The following is a 15,563-nucleotide window of genomic DNA, read 5'->3' as shown; positions in this document are numbered from 1 at the left end:
CGGCCGAGGGCGACCCGACTGCCGCTCTGCCGCCTCCCGTTGACGTACCGCCGACTCCCCCGCGTCAAGCACCCCACCGGTTCCGGCACGGTCGGCCAGTTCTCCGGCTCGGGCGCGGTCGGGCACTCCTCCGGTTCCGGCACGGGCGGGCACTCCTCCGGTTCCGGCGCCGCACCGGCCTCGTGGTCCTGGCGGCGGCCGCCGTGCTCGCCGTCGGGCTGCCGCTGGGGCTGGCGGCGTTCCACGGGGGGCAGCGCCCGCGCGCCCTGTCCGTACCACCGCTCCCGGGAGCGGGGTCGACGGCGCGGCCGTCGCCGTCCGGGGGGTCGCCGGACCGTACGGCCGTCGCGGGGGCCTCGGCGTCCGCGAGCACGCCGCCGGACACGGCCGGCACGGTTGGCCGCACTCCGGTGGCCCCGCCGGTCCCGGACAGCGGGAAGCCACCGCTTCAGGTGACGGTCCTGGCCGACAACTGGGACACGCAGTGCGACCAGTGGTACCTGCTCCAGCAGCCGCCCGGGCGGGTTCCGCCGCTGCCGCCGCCGCAGCAGACGGACGCGTGGGCGGCGGCGCTCGGCGGTGTCCCGGCGCAGGACCTGCGGCTGCAGCTGACCGTGCAGAGCCGGCCCGGCGAACCGGTCGTGCTGCACACCCTCTACGTGACGGTGGTCGGCAGCACCACCGCGCCGGCGGGGAACGGCTACACGCTCTCGGCCGGCTGCGGGGGCGGGCTCGCCCCCGCGTCGTTCGCCGTCGACCTCGACGCGACCGCGCCCCGGGCCCGTTCCGTGTCCGGCTTCGACGGCGGCGACCGCGAACCCGCGGTCGACTTCCCGCTCCAGGTCTCGGCGAACGACGCCGAGGTCCTCGACGTCGACGCGCACACCCTGGACCACGACGTCAGCTGGTACCTGGACCTCGTCTGGAGCAGCGGCACCCGGCAGGGCACCCTGCGGATCGACGACCACGGGCACCCGTTCCGCACGGTCGGCCTGAAGGGCGACCCGTTGTACTACTACACCAGCACCGCCTGGATCCCCATCCCCAAAGCCCCCCAAGGCACGGCCCAGCCGTCGGCGGCGGGATCCGACGGCTCGGGGTGAGGGGGCGCCTCACCGAGTCCGGGGAGCGAGAGTCCGACGGGGTGACGGTCAAGGCCGGTCGACCGTTGACGTCATCGCCCTTGAAGGTTCCGGCGCCATCGGATCTCGCCGTCGTGCCACTCGTCGGTGGGTGCGAGCCCGGCGGCGGTGGCGACGGCGGCGGACGCCCGATGTCCGGGGTGGATGTGGGCGATGACGGTGTGCACCGGCTGCCGGCCGAGCCAGTCCACGAGCCCCCGGGCCGCCTCGGTGGCGATGCCCCGGCCCTGCCACGGCGTCCCCACCACCCAGGCGACCTCGGCGACGAGGCCGTGGCCGGCGGGGCCGACCGTCGCCTGGACCGTACCCGTCAGGCAGGACGTGTCACGGAGCCGGATCACCCAGTTCAGCCAGGAAACGTCCGGATCGGGAGAGCCCGCGGTGAGGCGCCGGTAGCGCGAGCGCAGGGTTCGCGGGGTGTCCGGGGCACCGCCGATGTAGGTGTGCAGCCCCGGATCGGCCAGCACCGCAGCCATCTCGTCAGCGTGCCCGACACGCAGCGGCACCAGGTCGAGCCGCCCGGTGCCGATGACCTGGGCCACGAGGACGCTCACGCCGTGCCCTCCTCGGGAAGTTCGACGAGGTGGCCGCGTCGGAAGCGGTAGCCGGAAGGGGTGAAGGTGAGGACGCTCACGCGGTGACCGCCCCGGGGCGTTCGACGAGGTGGCCGCGTTCGAAGTGGACGCCGCCGCGGGTGAGGGCGACGAGCCGGAACGCGTCGGCGACCCGCCACCGCTGCCGGGCGAACGCGATCGGTTCGACGCCCATCGGTTCGACGCCCATCGGTTCGACGCCTCTCGGTTCGACGCCTCTCGGTTCGACGCCCAGGGGGTACTCCGCTCCGCAGGCCGGCCCGAAGTCGCTGATGGCGGCGGCCGCGTGCTCCTGGCCAGCGGAGCCGGGAACCGTCACCTTCATGGCACCCCTCCGATGAACAGCCGCACCACCAGCACCGCATGGGCCGTCGATGCCCGCAGGGAGTATCCCCCGGAGGCGCATCCGGCGCTCACCCGCGTGTCCACCGGCGACGAAACGTTGCCCAGCCCGTACGGGCCCGACGAGGACGTCAACGCCTCAACCGCAGGACCAACCCCACCAGGAGGCCGGCAGCGAAGCCCACGGCGCCCGTCCCGATCCCGTGCGCCCAGGAGCCCCGCCACGACTGGTGCCAGAGCAAGTGATCCACCAGGGCGACCCAGCAGGACGCCGCAACGCTCACTCCGGCCAGCTGTCCGACCGTTCGCCACCCCGCCATGACCACTTCATCCCCCCGCCCAAACCGCCGCTGAGCGCGCCTGGGCCACAGAGCTCTCCCCGTCCGCCAACCACCGCTCCCGCAACGTCGTCAACGTCGCCGCGTAGGCCCCGCCCAGACCGGCATGGCCGGGGCAGCGCACCGGGTCTGCACCGCACCGGGAGCCGGCCGGTCGACCGTCCGCGAACGGATTCGGTCGCCACGCGGGCAGCTGCGCCGGGCGTCGGGGAGGCGGGCTGGTCGGGGACGGCGGATTTGGCGGCCCGGACGAACGAGCGGCAGTCGTGGGTGACGTACTCGCGAACGGCGCGGGCCAGGATTGCGGCGCCGGTGCCCGATGGTGATGGACGGAGGCGTGGCGATGGCCCGTCCGCACAAGAGGGACCCCTCAGCCGTCGCCGTCGATGCCACCGGTGAAAGCCACACACACCGAGAAGCCCCGAACCGTCGTCCGATCCGGGGCTTCTCCGCTGGGTATGCAAAGAGCCCCCTGTCGGGTTCGACGCCCCCCGCTTCACAAGCTCCCCCAAGGGACGCCCGTGCCAGCCCAGGACCACCGAGTAGGACAGAAGCATGCACATTACGGTCCGCCGACGTGTCGCAACGTCCGAAGACGTTGCCGGTCAGGAATCGCCGTCACACGGACGGATGCAGAGCCGACGGTGGCGGTTGGACAGGGCCAGCCCAGTCCCATCGCCGGATACCGGTAGGAGGAGAAGACACCAAGTCTTCCGTCCGCACGACGCGCTTGGGCGTCGTGTCGCCTGTAAACCGCTTTCTGCGCGTGCGAGCCAGCAGGAATACAGGAGACGGCGTCTCCCCCCTCACGCTCTCGCTCGGCCACTATGCTCGCCCGAGTCCAGCACGCAGAGCGTGTTGTGACCATGACGATGGACGAGTGCGAACAGGCAGAGCAAGCATGGGGAATCCGCGGGAGACCCGCGACATGTTCCCTATGTGCGCGATGTCGCCCAATGGCAAAGTGAGTAAAAACCGCGCTCGGACTCCGTGAAGTCGCAGGTCAGCTCCTGTGGTCCCCGCGCATACGGGGGTGGTCCCCAGGTGATGGACGCCGCCCTGGCGGACGGGCCGTGGTCCCCGCGCATACGGGGGTGGTCCCGGGTACATAGCCCAGTGCCTCGTCGGCCCAGGGTGGTCCCCGCGCATACGGGGGTGGTCCCGTGACCGGGTTGCCGAGGCGGCTCTGTGCGCTGTGGTCCCCGCGCATGCGGGGGTGGTCCCATCCGGTCCACCTCCGCGATGCTGGGGGCCAGGTGGTCCCCGCGCATGCGGGGGTGGTCCCCGTGCTTTCCGCGGAAGCCTCACTGGTGCCGTGTGGTCCCCGCGCATGCGGAGGTGGTCCCGACTCCTTGACGCACCGCTGTACGCCCTGGAAGTGGTCCCCGCGCATGCGGGGGTGGTCCCCTTCGCGTCAGCCCCGCCACGCACCATGCCCGGTGGTCCCCGCGCATGCGGGGGTGGTCCCGTCCCCGACGGCTTCCCCGCCCGGCTCTTGGAGTGGAGTTCGACGACGCGCCTCAGCCACTGGCGCCCCTCGATAAGCAGTTGGCCGCTCGGCATGTACGGGTATTCCGAACAGAGGCGATCGGTCGTAATGCGGAGGGCGTCCAGGGTGGCGTTGTTCACGTCGGACCTGTTCAGGCGGCTGACGATTTCGGGCGTCTCCATGCCGCTTGCAGCGAGAATCTCCTTACCGCTCTTCCTGCGTCCAGGCTCCGGAAACAGTGCGTGAGTGACTGTGCCGAAGGTGGCCGCGATGATCGGCTTCTAGAACTCGCCAGGCACAGAGCCGGACTCCCAGCGCTTCCACTGCCGCACCATGCTTTCATCGGACGGCAGCTCCGCCGGCGCGTGGGCCCGTAGAGCCCTCACCGCGTCCAACTGCGACCAGTCGCGCGCCGGACGCGCCGCTGCTCTTCGCGGCCGGCGTCGCGCCCCGGACGGTCATGGAGATCCTGGGCCACTCGCAGATCGCGGTGACCATGAACATCTACACCCACGTCAGCGACGGCAACCGCCGGGAGGCGATGAGCCACATGGACCGGCTCCTCAAGCGGCGCCGGTAAGCGCGGCTGCCGTCAAGTACTGCCGTCAATGCCCCCACGATCCATGATCGTGGGGGCATTGGTGCTGGTCACACACAGAGCCCCCTGTCGGGTTCGAACCGACGACCCCCGCTTTACAAGAGCGGTGCTCTGGCCAGCTGAGCTAAGGAGGCGTGGCCCGGACCGGGGTGGGACGCGGTCGTGGGCCTTCCGAAGGGTACCAAGCGTCGGCGCGCGCCACCGGCGGGTTTCCCGAGTGCCGCCGGGCCGCCGGGCGGGCCAAACCGCCGGACGCCCCACGCACCCCCGCGGAGCGGTCCTCCGGGCGTCTGAGATGCAAATCTGTGCCCTACCGCATGCTGACAAGCGGAGGCGTGGGGGGTAGCGTCACGGAAAGTTCACTTCGGTGGACCGAACCAGAAACCTCACCGGGGTGCGGATCGCGACGCTCAGGCGGCGCGGGGTGTGCCCGGGGTGGGCCTTTACTCGGATCGTCCGGCACGTTCCTGCCGGTGGAGGGACCACGCACCATGGCTACTGTCACGTTCGACCAGGCGACGCGTATCTACCCCGGAGGGGATCGCCCCGCGGTCGACAAGCTGAACATCGACATCGCGGACGGTGAATTCCTCGTCCTCGTCGGCCCGTCGGGCTGCGGCAAGTCGACCAGCCTGCGCATGCTGGCCGGCCTCGAGGACGTCAACGACGGTGCGATCCGCATCGGCGACCGCGACGTCACGCACCTGCCGCCGAAGGACCGGGACATCGCGATGGTGTTCCAGAACTACGCGCTGTACCCGCACATGACCGTCGCCGACAACATGGGCTTCGCCCTGAAGATCGCCGGCGTCAACAAGGCCGAGATCCGCCAGCGGGTCGAAGAGGCCGCGAAGATCCTCGACCTCACCGAGTACCTGAGCCGCAAGCCGAAGGCGCTCTCCGGCGGTCAGCGTCAGCGTGTCGCGATGGGCCGCGCGATCGTGCGTGAGCCGCAGGTCTTCCTCATGGACGAGCCGCTGTCCAACCTGGACGCCAAGCTGCGTGTCCAGACCCGTACCCAGATCGCGAGCCTCCAGCGCCGTCTGGGCACCACCACGGTCTACGTCACCCACGACCAGGTCGAGGCCATGACCATGGGCGACCGGGTCGCGGTGCTCAAGGACGGTCTGCTCCAGCAGGTCGACTCGCCGCGCAACATGTACGACCGCCCGGCCAACCTCTTCGTCGCCGGCTTCATCGGCTCCCCGGCCATGAACCTGGTCGAGGTCCCGATCACCGACGGCGGCGTCACCTTCGGCAACTCGGTCGTGCCGGTCAACCGCGAGGCGCTCAAGGCCGCCTCCGACAGCGGCGACAAGACCGTCACCGTCGGCGTCCGCCCCGAGCACTTCGAGATCGCCGACGGCGAGGCCAAGTCGGTCTCCAAGGACGCGCCGGCCGGCGTGGCCGTCACCGTCAACGTGGTCGAGGAACTGGGCGCGGACGGTTACGTCTACGGCTCCGCGGAGGTCGCGGGCTCGCAGGTCGACATCGTGGTCCGCGTCGGCGGCCGCTCGGTCCCGCTGAAGGGTGACGTCCTGCACGTCGTCCCGCGCGGTGGCGAGACCCACGTCTTCTCCACCTCCACCGGCGAGCGTCTCAGCGACTGAGGCCCACCCGGCCATCGTGACGTATACGTCACGATGCCTCTATCACGTCACGCGCGCGTCAACGACGTACGCGTCACGCCTCACGCGTGACGTACAGCGGCACAACGGCCGCCCGCCCTCCCCGGCGGGCGGCCGTTCGCGTTGCGGTCCCCACACGGCGGGGCGCGGCCGGGCCTTAGGCAACGGACCGCCGCGGTGGACCGGTTGGCCGTCAACCCAGGCCCCTCGAACCGGCGACATGGCTCCCTCGTAAGGGTGACGAAATGTTGTCAAACCATCACTCCTCGCTACCATCACGGACGTGAACCAGGCAGCCCGCCGTTTCGGCAAGACATTCGCAATGGTCCTCCCGGTCGTCCTCGTCCTGTCCGGGACGCTCGCGGTCGCCCGCGTGCCCTGGTCGGCGGCCCCGACCGAGGCCCAGGTGCTCACCGCCTCCTCCAAGCGCGGTACGGAGCCCTCCAGGGCCCCGCAGGACGTACTGCGCCGCCGGCTCCTCGCGGAGCTCCAGGAGCGCAACCCGTCGGTCGCGCTCACCGACCTCCAGTCGCAGACCGCCCAGCAGCCGACGCTGGCGCGTTACTGCGGCGACATCGCCCGTGCGCTCGGGCGGGCGGCGGTCGCCAAGTACGGCCCGCAGCGCGCCCAGTCGTTCGCGCGGCCGGTGTGCGACACGTCGTTCGCCACCGGGGTCGCCTCGACCGCCGGGACGGCCGACGGCGGCGCGGCGGACTCCAGCGGCACCTATTCCGACGACACCGACGGTCCGGAGACCGGGTTCGGCGGCGGCTCGTCGGCCACCAACTGACGCGGGTCGGTCCGCACCACGTCGATACCCCTGCGGGGTCGGATCACCCGGCTGAGGGTGACGACGTATCGTGCGGACCATGACCACAGGTGACCATCACACCGCCCCCATCACGCAGGCCGTGGTTCTGGCAGGTGGCCAGGGCTCACGGCTGCGGCCGTACACCGACGACCGTCCCAAGCCGATGGTCGAGATCCCCGGAACGGGCATCCCGATCATCGGCCACCAACTCGACTGGCTCGCCGAGGAAGGCGTCACCGACGTCGTCATCTCGTGCGGCCATCTCGCGGACGTGCTCCAGGACTGGCTGGAGTCCACCGACCTGCCGCTGCGCGCGACCACCGTCGTGGAGACCGAACCCCTCGGCCGCGGCGGCGGCCTGAAGTACGCCGCCGCCTCGCTGCCCCGGGCCGACGAGCCCTGGTACGCGACCAACGGTGACATCTGGACGCGCTTCTCACTGCGCGCGATGTCCGCCTTCCACGCCGAACGCGGCGCCTCGGCCACCCTCGCGCTGGCCCGCCCCAACATGCCCTGGGGCGCGGTGGAGACCAACGAGTTCGGCCACGTGCTGGACTTCATCGAGGCGCCGCCCTCCCCGTACCTGATCAACGCGGGCGTCTACGTCTTCGGCCCGGAGTTCACCGCCCTGCTGCCGGACCGCGGCGACCACGAACGCACCACGTTCCCCCAACTCGCCCGCACGCGGCGCCTCGCGGGCTTCCGGCTGCCGCAGGGGTCGTACTGGCGGGCCATCGACACCGCCAAGGACCTCACCGAGGCCGCCCGCGAACTCGCCGGCTGACGCCGGGTCCGCCCTCGCGGCCGGTCGCCCGGCCCCATCCGGCGTCCACCCGCTCGCGGCCGACCCGTACGGCCGCGCGCCGGGCCACCGGACACCCACCCGCCCGTCGGCAACGCCCCAGCGCGCCCGCACAGCCGCGCAACGCCCTCGGGGGCTCCCGACGTACGCCCGACCCTCCGCAGCCCGCACAGGCACCGCACAGCAGCCCCACAGGCCCCTCCGTCGGCGAGGCCCCGCAGGCAACACCGGGCACCCCTGACACCGTCGGCACCACCCCGCCGTCGGAGTCACCGCCCGACGCCGACGCCGGAGCACCGCCGGCACCCGCACCGGAGGGGGCTCCGCTGACCGCCCGCGCACCGAAAGCCCCCGCACCGGCGCCGATCGCACCCGGCGCAGACCGCACCGCCGCCCCCGCACCGCCGAGCCCCGCACCCCGAACACCCGCACCGTCGAACTCCCCTCCCGCAGGCCCCCGCACCGGCGCCCCCAAACACGCACCGCCGAACACCCGCACCGCCGTCCCCGCACCCCGCACCGCCGACCACCCCCACCGCTGAAGCCCCCACCCCACCCCCGCAAACCACCCCACACAACGACCGCGCCCCCTGAGCAACCTCAGGGGGCGCGGCTGTCGTTGCCGGTGAAGCGGTCCGCGTCAGGCGGCCCCACCGGGAGCCCGTGAGCCGGCGGGGCGGTGGTCGTCGCCGCGCATGCCGAGCAGGTAGCCGGAGGACGGCTTGATGCCGAGCAGGCCGCCGAGCGAGCCGGTGGAGCCGGTGGAACCGCTGGAGGACGAACCGCCGGTGGACGGTTCGGGGGCGGGCGGCACGGTGTGTACGGGGGGCGCCTGCGGGCGCGGCGCCTGGACCGTCTGCTGCTGGGTCGGCACCGCCCGCGAACCGGGCAGTCCGCCGGTGTGCCGGACGCCGGGCGCCGCGGACGCCGGCGGGGCGGACGGCTTGGCGGACGAACTCGCGCCGGGCGTCGCGGACTTCGCACCGCGCGGCAGACCGCGGGTGAGGGGGTCCTGCGAGGCGGAGGGACCGGTGCCGGGCGCCTGCGGGTACGGCGAGCCGGGGAGGCTGTTGGTGGGCAGGTCGGTCGGGGCCGCCGGGGACTCCACGTGCGAGGAGGAGGCCCGGACCGCGCTGCCGAACAGCGCGCCGATCACCAGCGCGCCGCCCGCGACGAACGTCGCCACCACCACGCCGCGCCGCACCACGTACCGGCGCAGCTGCCACAGCGGGGCGCGCGGGCCGAGCCGCCGCCACGCCTCGCCGGCCAGCTTGGAGTCGATCGAGTAGACCGGGGCGCCGGCGATGACCAGCGGGCTCCAGGCGGCCAGGTAGATGATGTCGGGCGCGTCGTAGACCGGGGCCGTGCGCCAGCTGACCGTGACCAGCAGCGCCACCGACAGCAGCGCGCCCAGGACCGCGGCGATCCGCTGCCACAGGCCCATGACGGTCAGCACGCCGACCACGACCTGGAGGAACGCGACCGTCAGGCCGGCGCCGACCGGGTGGCTCAGCGCGGCCGACCGCAGCGGTTCGGCGACCGACCAGGGGTGCAGTGCCGCCAGCCAGTGCACCATCGAGCCGCGCTGTCCGCCGTCGAAGTACACCGGGTCGCACAGCTTGCCCAGGCCCGCGTATACGCAGATGAAGCCCAGGAAGACGCGCAGCGGCAGCAGTACCACGCCGAGGTTCATCCGGCGGCCGGGGTACCAGGCGTGCCGCACCGGGTCGCTGCGGCGGCGTTCGCGCCGGACCCGGTCGCTGCCCCGCCCGTAGCCGTCGCGGCCGTCGTCGAACCGGCCGTCGCGGCCCGGGCCGATGTCGTAGGTCCCGTCCTGCGTGTCGTCGAACGGGTCGTACGCGGCGGGGGCCGGCACGTCGGCGGGGACGCCGCGGGCCGGGCGGGGCAGGCTGAACGGTTCGGCCGGCGGGGCGCCGCCGAGGACCGGCGACCGGGGCGCGACCACGGCGGGCCGTACCGGGGGCATGCCGTCGTCGATCTCCTCGGCGAGCAGCTTCTCGGTGACGCGGGGCAGCAGTTGCGTCGCGCCGGCACCGCGCACCGCCTGGAGCAGCTGGGTGGCGCCCGGGTCGCCGGGCCGGCTGTGCCCGGACCACACGACCGGCGCGGCACGGCGCCGCCGGGTGCGGGCCTCGGCGCCGGAGCGTACGGAGGTGGGGAGGACCGGCATCACGGTGACGTCGTCCACGCCGAAGCGCGGCGGGGGCGCGCTCCCGCCGAGCCTCACCCGGAAGCTCGCGTGGTTGACGATGACCTGGGCCGGGTCGCTCAGGACTCGCACGGTGTTCAGTACGTCCTCGTCGAACCCGGGCGTCCGTCCCCCCGATGGGGACCGGGGTGTTCTGGTGTCCACACTCATCTAACCGAGTGACACCCGAATAGGACACTGCCTGGCGGTAGGCGAAATGTCCGAGACCCGTCAAGATCCCCGAAAGGGAGTCTTGACGGGCCCCGGGTCCGTGGCTTACGTACACGTGCGGCGAACGGCGGTCACCAGGCGCAGGTGTACGCAAGCGCACGTATACGTCCGGCACGTGCACGGAGGCGGAGGCGTACGTACACGTGCGGCGGCGCGGCGGGCGGTTCGTACGCCGGCCGTCGCCACGGCCGCACCGGTACGTCAGCCGTTCGCGGGACGCGTACGGCGGCGGGACGCCTCATAGAGCACGATTCCGGCGGCGACACCGGCGTTGAGGGACTCGGCGCCACCCGGCATGGGGATGCGGACCCGCACGTCGCAGGTCTCGCCGACCAGGCGGGACAGGCCCTTGCCCTCGCTGCCGACCACGATGACGACCGGGCCCGACAGGGCTTCGAGGTCGTACAGTTCGCCCTCGCCGTCGGCGGCCAGGCCGACGACGGTCAGGCCCTCCTTCTGGTACGCCTCAAGAGTGCGGGTGAGGTTGGTGGCCCGGGCGACGGAGACGCGGGCGGCAGCGCCGGCCGAGGTCTTCCAGGCGCCGGCCGTCATACCGGCCGCGCGGCGCTCGGGGACGACGACGCCGTGGCCGCCGAACGCCGCGACGGACCGCACGACCGCGCCGAGGTTGCGGGGGTCGGTGACGCCGTCGAGGATCACGACCAGCGGGTCCTCGCCGGCGTCGGCCGCGTCGGCGGTCAGGTCCTCGGGATGCGCGTACTCGTACGGCGGGATCTGCAGGGCCAGGCCCTGGTGGTTGATCCCGTTGGTCATCCGGTCCAGCTCGGGGCGCGGGGCCTCCATCAGCGGGATGCCGCGCTCGGTGGCGAGCTTGATGGCCTCGCGGACCCGGTCGTCGCTGTCGATGTACTGCTGGACGTACACCGCGGTGCTGGGGATCTCGGCGCGCAGCGCCTCGAGCACCGAGTTGCGGCCGACGACGAGTTCGGAGGCGGACTTGCCACCGCGGCCGCCGGCGGCGCGGCGCTGCGGGGCGGCGGCGCGCTTGGACTTGGCGTTGGCGGCCCGCTGCTTGGCGTGGCCCTTGCGAGCCTCGGCGGGCGGGGTCGGGCCCTTGCCCTCCAGGCCGCGGCGGCGCTGTCCGCCACTGCCGACCTGGGGCCCCTTCTTGGACGTGGTGCGGCGGTTACGCCGCTGGCTGTTCCCGGCCATGATGGGGCACCTTCACTTCTCGTCAAGCACTTGCGTCAAGCACTTCTCGTATCAACAGATGAACGCATTGAATGCCGCGATCCGCCGGCCCGGTGAGGGGTCGGCGGTACCCGTCGCGGCGGCCGGTCAGCGCGAGCCGAGCGACCAGCGGGGTCCGGCCGGGGTGTCCTCGATCTCCAGCCCGGACTGGTTGAGCTGGTCGCGCAGCGCGTCGGCGGCCGCGTAGTCCTTGCGGGCCCGGGCCGCCTGGCGCTGTTCCAGCACCATCCTGACCAGCGAGTCGACCACGCCGTGCAGATCGTCGCCACGGGACGGACCGGTCCAGCGCGCGTCGAGCGGGTCGAGACCCAGTACCCCGAGCATCGCACGGACCTCGGCGCAACGTGCCACCGCGGTCTCCTTGTCGTCCGCGGTGAGCGCCGAGTTGCCCTGCCGGACGGTGGTGTGCACGACGGCGAGCGCCTGCGGGACGCCGAGGTCGTCGTCCATCACCTCGGCGAACGCGGGCGGCACCTCACCGGCCGGCGCGACGGGTTCGCCGTTCAGCTCGGTGACCCGCTGCACGAAGCCCTCGATCCGGGCGAACGCGGCCTCGGCCTCGCGCAGGGCCTCCTCGCTGTACTCGATGGTCGACCGGTAGTGCGGGCCGCCCAGGTAGTACCGCAGCACGATCGGCCGCCAGCGCTGGACCATCTCGGAGACCAGCACGGAGTTGCCGAGCGACTTGCTCATCTTCTCGCCGCTCATGGTGACCCACGCGTTGTGCACCCAGTAACGGGCGAACTCGTCGCCGACACCGCGGGCCTGGGCGATCTCGTTCTCGTGGTGCGGGAAGATCAGGTCGATGCCGCCGCCGTGGATGTCGAAGGCGGTGCCGAGGTACTTGTGGGCCATCGCCGAGCACTCCAGGTGCCAGCCGGGACGGCCCGCTCCCCACGGGGTCTGCCAGCTCGGCTCGCCGGGCCGGGCGGACTTCCACAGCGCGAAGTCGCGGGCGTTTCTCTTGCCGGCGTCCGCGTCGCCCTCGGGCTGGCGCAGGTTGTCCAGCTCCTGGTGCGACAGCGCGAGGTAGTCGGGGTAGGAGTGCACGTCGAAGTACACGTTGCCCTCGGCGGCATAGGCGTGGCCGCGGTCGATGAGCTCGCGCATCATCTCGATCATCTCCGGCACGTGGCCGGTGGCCCGCGGTTCCACGGTCGGCGGCAGGCAGCCGAGCGCGGTGTAGGCGGCGTCGAACGCCCGCTCGTTCTCGTAACCGATGGCCCACCACGGGCGGTTCTGCTCCGCCGCCTTCGCGATGATCTTGTCGTCGATGTCGGTGACGTTGCGCAGCAGGGTGACGTCGTAGCCGCGGTAGGTGAACCAGCGGCGCAGGATGTCGAAGTTCAGCCCCGAACGGATGTGGCCGATGTGCGGGGCGGCCTGCACGGTGGCACCGCACAGGTAGATCGAGACGCAGCCCGGCACAAGCGGGGAGAAGTCACGTACCTGGCGCGCACCGGTGTCGTACAGGCGAATAGTCACGGGACCAAGGGTAGTGGGCGCCGCCAGGTGCCCCGTGACGTTTTTCGGCCATGGGAGGCGGATTCTTCCCCCTGGCGTGCCCCAGGTGTGCCGCAGCCGTACCCCGGTAATGACCGGCCACCGGGAGGGCGGTCATTACCGGGTGAACGCGGCGCTCAGAGCAGACCGACGACCTTGCGCGCGGAGATCCGCACGACGACCCGGGCGCCGTCCTCGCGGGAGGACGGGTTGAAGTCGGCGTAGTCCTTGCCGGTGTACTTGTGCGACAGCCGGTCGATCAGCTGGTCGGCGCCTTCGGTGACGAGCGTGGCCGTGCCGCGGATCTCGGCGTAGGTGTACGGGTTGTCGGCCGGGTTGACCATGAGGGAGACCCGGGGATCGCGACGCAGGTTGCGCTCCTTGCGGCGGTCGACGGTGGTGGAGAACAGCACGTCGTCACCGTCGCGGTCCACCCAGACGACGGACAGCTGCGGGCTCCCGTCGGGCTGGATGGTCGCGATCGTCGCGAACACCGGGCCGTCGAGGACGCTCTTCAGTTCGTCGGACAGTACTGCCGCCATGGTGGTTCCCTCCACGTGGACGATGCCTACAACCGGTATCCGTACCCGCGTCGCGGCCGGCGATCCTCCGGTGCGGCGCTACTTCACACCCGCGGTCGCCGGCGCGGGTCCCGGACGCCCGCTCCGGCCCGGCCGACCGGCGTCAGCGGGCGCCTTCAGCGGCTGCCGGGGCCGCCGACCAGACCAACGCGGTGGCGATCGCGGCAACGCCTTCGGCCCGGCCGGTCAGGCCCAGGCCGTCGGTGGTGGTGCCGGAGACCGACACCGGGGCGCCGACGGCCCGCGACAGCACCTGCTGCGCCTCGTCGCGCCGCTTGCCGATCTTGGGCCGGACCCCGATGACCTGGACGGCGACGTTGCCGATGCCGAACCCGGCCGCCCGCACGATCCGGGCCGCCTCCGCCAGCAGCGTGACGCCGGACGCGCCGGCCCACTGCGGGCGGTCGGTGCCGAAGTGCTGGCCGAGGTCGCCGACGCCGGCCGCCGAGAACAGCGCGTCGCACGCGGCGTGCGCGGCGACGTCGGCGTCGGAGTGCCCGGCCAGCCCCGCCCCGGCGTCCGGCCAGTGCAGCCCGGCCACCCACAGCTCCCGGCCCGGCTCGAACGCGTGCACGTCGGTACCGACGCCGACCCGCGGAAGGGGGAACGGCGGCGGAACGGCGGCGGCCGGCGCGGCGGAGGCGGAGGTGGCTTCCGCGGAGGTGGCTTCCGCGGGGGCCGGTTCAGGGGCGCCCCCTGCGGAATCCGCCGGCACCGGGGAAGCGGCGGCCCCGGCGGAATGCACCGGTGCCGGGGAAGCGGCGGGCGACGCGGAATCCGCCGGCACCGGGGAGGTCGCTGGCGGTGTGGTCATCGGATCGTCAGAAGACATCGGAGGCCCTTCGGCGTGCGAGAACGGCTTCGGCGAGGACGAGGTCGAGCGGCCGGGTGACCTTGAAGGCCTCCTCGTGGCCGGGGACGACGACCACCGGGACGCCGAGCCGTTCGACCATGCCGGCGTCGTCGGTGGCGCCCTCGCCCTCGGCGGCGATCTTCTCGTGCGCCTCGGTGAGCACGTCACGCCGGAAGCCCTGCGGGGTCTGCACCGCGCGCAGCCGGGCGCGTTCCGGCGTGCCGACCACCGGTTCGGGTGAACCTGGCGGACCGGGGGTGACTTCCTTGACGGTGTCGGCGAGCGGCAACGCCGGCACGACCGCGGGGGCGCCGGCGCGGACCGCCGCGGCCACCGCCTCGACGGTGTCCACCGGCACCAGCGGGCGGGCGGCGTCGTGCACCAGGACCGTGTCGACCTCGGCGGGCAGCGCGGCGAGCCCCAGGCGTACCGACTCCTGACGGGTCTCCCCGCCCGCGACGACCCTTATCTCCTTGGACTCCGGCAGGCCGTGGCTGTCGAGCAGGGAGCGGACTCCGGCGACGTCGTCCGCCGGGGCGACCACGACGACGAGTCCCACCGCGCGGGCCCGCAGCATCGCCCGGACCGCGTGCACGAGGATCGGGACGCCGCCGAGGCCGCGCAACGCCTTCGGCGCGCCGGGGCCGAGCCGCACACCGCGTCCGGCCGCTGGGATGACCGCGGCGACGACATGTCCCGCGGACTGGGGTGTGGTAGTCAGGTTTGTGTCCTTGGCCGAATTGGGTATCGCCTCAACGTGCCGGGCAGGACACCCCTCAGGCCCCTTCCGTGAAGCCTTGGGGGAACTGCTCGGGCCCGGCACACCGGCTGTGCGATGCGGCGGACGAGCCAACCGTGCCACACGAATGTGTGGTGTCCGCAACAACGTTTCATGTGACAGGTGAACGACGGCGGCACCGCTGGTGACAGGCAGACCGACAGCAGGCGTTCCCCCACCGGTCCAGGCGCCCCGGCGGTGCACCCGGTACACACGAACATGCCGAGGTGCGTACACGCGAACATGCCGAGGTGCCCGGTGTGGGCCGGGCACCTCGGCAATATCGCGTCAGGGCATCCCGCGACGCCGTCCGGCTGCGGACGCGTGCGTGCCGTGCGGGGACCGCGAGGTCCCGGGGTCGGACGGCGGATCGGAGCCGTCCTGAATAGTGCGCGATCACGTAATCGACCAACATCATCAGTTGATCAAACGACCGGTTGACCAAACGATCAA

11 protein-coding genes, 1 tRNA gene, 2 pseudogenes and 1 CRISPR repeat array are annotated in these 15,563 nt (G+C 72.5%); of the genes and pseudogenes, 5 read left to right on the top strand and 9 right to left on the bottom strand.

The genetic code is table 11. From position 1 onward, the window contains the following. Positions 1-452 precede the first annotated feature (452 nt). Positions 453-1,103: a hypothetical protein gene (locus POF43_RS13330; protein ID WP_271323912.1), complete on the top strand. Its 651-nt coding sequence runs from the start codon at positions 453-455 to the stop codon at positions 1,101-1,103. Between the two features lie 71 nt (positions 1,104-1,174). Here POF43_RS13330 and POF43_RS13325 read toward each other — a convergent pair whose 3' ends face one another. Next, a complete protein-coding gene (locus tag POF43_RS13325; protein ID WP_271323910.1) occupies positions 1,175-1,696 on the bottom strand; it encodes a GNAT family N-acetyltransferase in 522 nt (173 codons plus the stop codon). A gap of 76 nt (positions 1,697-1,772) precedes the next feature. Further along, positions 1,773-2,060, bottom strand: coding sequence for a hypothetical protein (locus POF43_RS13320; protein WP_271323911.1), 288 nt, complete (start codon positions 2,058-2,060; stop codon positions 1,773-1,775). 1,367 nt (positions 2,061-3,427) lie between these two features. Then, a CRISPR array of direct repeats spans positions 3,428-3,883; the repeat unit is 29 nt; unit sequence GTGGTCCCCGCGCATGCGGGGGTGGTCCC. A 439-nt stretch (positions 3,884-4,322) separates the two neighbouring features. Here POF43_RS13320 and POF43_RS13315 point away from each other — a divergent pair. Further along, a pseudogene (locus POF43_RS13315) lies at positions 4,323-4,484 on the top strand (site-specific integrase); the annotation flags it as partial. Between the two features lie 78 nt (positions 4,485-4,562). Here POF43_RS13315 and POF43_RS13310 read toward each other — a convergent pair. Further along, a tRNA-Thr gene (locus tag POF43_RS13310) sits at positions 4,563-4,636 on the bottom strand. 357 nt (positions 4,637-4,993) lie between these two features. On the opposite strand from POF43_RS13310, the gene POF43_RS13305 reads away from it, so the two are divergent. The 3 genes and pseudogenes from POF43_RS13305 (at position 4,994) to POF43_RS13295 (ending at position 7,725) form a co-directional block, all read left to right on the top strand. Continuing rightward, positions 4,994-6,112 carry an ABC transporter ATP-binding protein gene (locus tag POF43_RS13305; RefSeq protein ID WP_271315047.1) on the top strand — a complete coding sequence of 373 codons (1,119 nt, stop codon included), beginning with the start codon at positions 4,994-4,996 and terminating at the stop codon, positions 6,110-6,112. Positions 6,113-6,413: 301 nt separating this feature from the next. Then, positions 6,414-6,809 (top strand): annotated as a pseudogene (locus tag POF43_RS13300) (hypothetical protein); the annotation flags it as partial. 190 nt (positions 6,810-6,999) lie between these two features. Next, a complete protein-coding gene (locus POF43_RS13295; protein ID WP_271315048.1) occupies positions 7,000-7,725 on the top strand; it encodes a nucleotidyltransferase family protein in 726 nt (241 codons plus the stop codon). 658 nt (positions 7,726-8,383) lie between these two features. Here the strand turns inward: POF43_RS13295 and POF43_RS13290 are convergent. The 6 genes from POF43_RS13290 to ispD form a co-directional block, all read right to left on the bottom strand. Then, positions 8,384-10,123, bottom strand: a complete 1,740-nt coding sequence (locus POF43_RS13290; RefSeq protein WP_271324264.1) for a DoxX family protein — start codon at positions 10,121-10,123, stop codon at positions 8,384-8,386. A 261-nt stretch (positions 10,124-10,384) separates the two neighbouring features. Continuing rightward, positions 10,385-11,356, bottom strand: coding sequence for a 23S rRNA (guanosine(2251)-2'-O)-methyltransferase RlmB (gene rlmB, locus POF43_RS13285; protein WP_271324265.1), 972 nt, complete (start codon positions 11,354-11,356; stop codon positions 10,385-10,387). 126 nt (positions 11,357-11,482) lie between these two features. Beyond that, positions 11,483-12,880 (bottom strand): cysteine--tRNA ligase, encoded by a 1,398-nt coding sequence (gene cysS, locus POF43_RS13280; RefSeq protein WP_271316105.1) that lies wholly within the window; start codon positions 12,878-12,880, stop codon positions 11,483-11,485. Positions 12,881-13,035: 155 nt separating this feature from the next. After that, on the bottom strand, positions 13,036-13,440 hold the full coding sequence (locus POF43_RS13275) for a PPOX class F420-dependent oxidoreductase (protein WP_271316104.1): 405 nt from the start codon (positions 13,438-13,440) through the stop codon (positions 13,036-13,038). Between the two features lie 142 nt (positions 13,441-13,582). Next, the gene (gene ispF, locus POF43_RS13270; protein WP_372515991.1) at positions 13,583-14,053 is read right to left on the bottom strand and encodes a 2-C-methyl-D-erythritol 2,4-cyclodiphosphate synthase; all 471 of its coding nucleotides are present in this window, start codon (positions 14,051-14,053) and stop codon (positions 13,583-13,585) included. A 247-nt stretch (positions 14,054-14,300) separates the two neighbouring features. After that, the gene (gene ispD, locus POF43_RS13265; RefSeq protein WP_271316108.1) at positions 14,301-15,053 is read right to left on the bottom strand and encodes a 2-C-methyl-D-erythritol 4-phosphate cytidylyltransferase; all 753 of its coding nucleotides are present in this window, start codon (positions 15,051-15,053) and stop codon (positions 14,301-14,303) included. Positions 15,054-15,563 lie beyond the last annotated feature (510 nt).

Origin of the sequence: Streptantibioticus silvisoli, from assembly GCF_027947535.2 — a bacterium.
Lineage (GTDB): Bacteria > Actinomycetota > Actinomycetes > Streptomycetales > Streptomycetaceae > Streptantibioticus_C > Streptantibioticus_C silvisoli.
This window is presented reverse-complemented; position numbering and strand designations above follow the sequence as displayed.

Bases quoted from the DNA above. Each gene is read 5' to 3' on its own strand.
- POF43_RS13320 (WP_271323911.1), bottom strand. From the start codon at position 2,060: ATGAAGGTGACGGTTCCCGGCTCCGCTGGCCAGGAGCACGCGGCCGCC.
- POF43_RS13305 (WP_271315047.1), top strand. From the start codon at position 4,994: ATGGCTACTGTCACGTTCGACCAGGCGACGCGTATCTACCCCGGAGGG.
- POF43_RS13295 (WP_271315048.1), top strand. From the start codon at position 7,000: ATGACCACAGGTGACCATCACACCGCCCCCATCACGCAGGCCGTGGTT.
- POF43_RS13290 (WP_271324264.1), bottom strand. From the start codon at position 10,123: ATGAGTGTGGACACCAGAACACCCCGGTCCCCATCGGGGGGACGGACG.
- rlmB (WP_271324265.1), bottom strand. From the start codon at position 11,356: ATGGCCGGGAACAGCCAGCGGCGTAACCGCCGCACCACGTCCAAGAAG.
- POF43_RS13275 (WP_271316104.1), bottom strand. From the start codon at position 13,440: ATGGCGGCAGTACTGTCCGACGAACTGAAGAGCGTCCTCGACGGCCCG.